We start from the raw sequence: 2,623 nt of genomic DNA on the forward strand, positions 1-2,623 counted from the left end.
TATAATACCACTTATTGCTGACAAAATCCTCATTTATGTGAAGTTTTCAAGGTACAAATTTATGGTTATACGGTATCCTTGCTGGAATACCTTTTGACCCTCAAATCATATTATAGTCCAAGATGAAGGAAGAAAATGCTGATAAACAGAGGATTTTCTTCTTGAACTAAAGATGAAGCTAAAGATGAAATTAGCTCAAGAGTGAAACAAATAAGTCGAAGAAATAATATTAGAAATGTGTGAATCAGGTGGCATCCAAGAGTATTCTGGAGTTAGTCTCAACGAAGTCTCATGAGATTTGAGACTTGGTGAGACTACATAATATGGCAGAAAAGCGATAAAATGGGCATTTGTGGTTGACTTGTATGAGTACAGTCTCAAGTCAGTCTCAGTTTTGATAAAGTTTGTTGAGACTAACATGAGACTGAGGAGGTTTAAAATCATGGACATAAGCAAAAAAGATTGGAAATTATTTCGAGAAAGATTATCAGACTGGCAGGAAAACTATATGAAAGGTCTTGTCAAAGAGTATGTGGATTTTCTGAATGATGATACAAAGCATGCATCAGAGAAATTCTGGGAACTGGAAAAGCGGATAAAGGAAGATAAGCATCATCCTGGAGTTATTATGGAGATGAGCAAGTCAGAGGCAATATGGGATATCGTTCGTCTTATAAGACTGAAGGTGATTACATATGATGATTTATCAGAATTCAGTGACGAATTGCAACAGGAAGTAAAAAGAATACTTGAGATAAGCAGGTGATACACGTGGAGATAGGTGCAACAAAATCAGTTCAAGAGCGATTAAAAACAACAAAGATTGATGAAATAAAGGGTGCTTCACTTGTGTTTTGCTGGGATACACATTTGACGAAAATAAAAGGAAGAAATGTCCTGTTTATTGTAAATGCCAGCAATTGATATACAATAGCAATGACAGATATTGAGCCAAGAAACTGGAATTACTATACAATGTATATCGGTCGTGTGATCCATGGCGTGATGCAGGAATTGTGCCTAAGAGAAATCCCGCAAAGGTGATTGATTTCAGCCAATACATAGAAAATAATCGTGGTACTACTGATTAGTACCACAAAACTTTTTGTTGCAGAAACAGCAGTTTGAGATTATAATTTCTATAGGTGAACTTGCAAACCAACAGACGATTATTCTTTGAATAGTCAAATGACCTGCAAGCCATCGGAACTACACACAATAATGACAAAAAATAGCTGGTACTGGATTGGTACTAAAAGTGTGTGAAACGAAAAATAATGTGTGGAAAAACCATTGTTTTCAAAACTATATGGTATAGAAAACTAACTAAAACGAATCAAAATCACATCAAACTTTGCGAGTTTGAATAAGGAGAATGTTCAGGGGCAAAGTCATTTATCCTGAAAAGGGCAAAGTGGACTATCCCCAAAAACAGAATATGAAGATGAATAAGGCCTTGTTTGGAACCATTTATGGGACTCCAAAAAGGTCTTTTTTCATCTTCATATTATAGGAGATAAACCTTGTAAATACAGGCATTAGAGAGTATTTAGTATCAAAGGTTATCTTCTTAATTCCCAGATTTATAAGAGTATATTCATTTTTGGGAAGCTGTTTTTGGGAGGATAATTTACTTTGCCTTTTTTGATGGAAAAAACGATAATCATGTTTGCCTCTGGACAGATAAGACCGTTGATTTAGTTTATACAAAATATATGAAGGCCTTGATTGATTATGAGGGAGTCCAGAGAATTGAGCAATTTATGTTCCACAAGGACGCATTCCGTGAGATTTTGTTGAATGCCATTGTTCATAAGGATTACAGTAGCTGCAATCCAATCCAGATTAGTGTTTACGAGGACAAGATATATATTTGGAATGATGGTGAGATGCCTCCAAATCTGGATTCTACTGACAAGTTGTTTATGAAGCATTCATCAAAGCCTTATAATCCGAAATTGGCTAATGTCTTTTTCAAAAGCGGTATGATTGAAGCTTGGGGAAGAGGATTCGAGAAGATTCGGGAAGCCTGTGCGTTGTATGATGGACCATTGCCGGAATACGAGATTAATGAGGCTGGAATTATGGTTCTGTGTAAGGCTTGTGATAAGTATTTGGGGATGTTGAGGAATGATGGTCAGCATCCTGACCATTATCCTAACCAAAATGGTCAGGATTTGAACAAGCAAATCATTGATTTTTGTAAAGAACCGAAATCGGTCCAAGAAATAATGGATGAATTTTATTTTGATAGCAGGACAAGTTTTAGAAGAAAGTATTTAACACCTATGCTGAAAAATGGTGTGTTAAAGATGACTATACCGGAAAAGCCATCAAGTAAAAATCAGAAATATTTTTCGTGAGAAAATAACCTAACCACATCTTAACCAATGTGGTTAGGTTATACCTGAATCCGTGAAGTTCCATTTTTATAAAAATAAGCCTATAAGTGTAGTTATATTTTATAGGCTGCACACTAATTACAATCAATCATATAGGTCAAAAGGGCACACCCCCTTTGAATTTCAATAACCAGTTTATAATGACTTATTGACTGCACAATTCACAGAAATCTGCAAATATATGCCGCCATACATTACTCTTCCCAAGTCCCATAATGAGT

At 35.5% G+C, this 2,623-nt stretch carries 3 protein-coding genes; all 3 read left to right on the plus strand.

The genetic code is table 11. The annotated features are described in order from the left end of the window. Positions 1-442: 442 nt before the first annotated feature. The 3 genes from ACTQ1L_RS15130 to ACTQ1L_RS15140 all read left to right on the plus strand — a co-directional run bounded on the left by ACTQ1L_RS15130 (position 443) and on the right by ACTQ1L_RS15140 (position 2,363). Positions 443-766 (plus strand): hypothetical protein, encoded by a 324-nt coding sequence (locus ACTQ1L_RS15130; RefSeq protein WP_075717778.1) that lies wholly within the window; start codon positions 443-445, stop codon positions 764-766. Positions 767-771: 5 nt separating this feature from the next. Further along, positions 772-924 (plus strand): DUF6933 domain-containing protein, encoded by a 153-nt coding sequence (locus ACTQ1L_RS15135; protein WP_441368077.1) that lies wholly within the window; start codon positions 772-774, stop codon positions 922-924. 800 nt (positions 925-1,724) lie between these two features. Beyond that, positions 1,725-2,363 (plus strand): ATP-binding protein, encoded by a 639-nt coding sequence (locus ACTQ1L_RS15140; protein WP_441368079.1) that lies wholly within the window; start codon positions 1,725-1,727, stop codon positions 2,361-2,363. Positions 2,364-2,623 lie beyond the last annotated feature (260 nt).

Source organism: Agathobacter sp. LCP21S3_B2, from assembly GCF_052118705.1.
In the GTDB taxonomy this organism is placed as follows: domain Bacteria; phylum Bacillota; class Clostridia; order Lachnospirales; family Lachnospiraceae; genus Roseburia.

Bases quoted from the DNA above. Each gene is read 5' to 3' on its own strand.
- ACTQ1L_RS15130 (WP_075717778.1), top strand. From the start codon at position 443: ATGGACATAAGCAAAAAAGATTGGAAATTATTTCGAGAAAGATTATCA.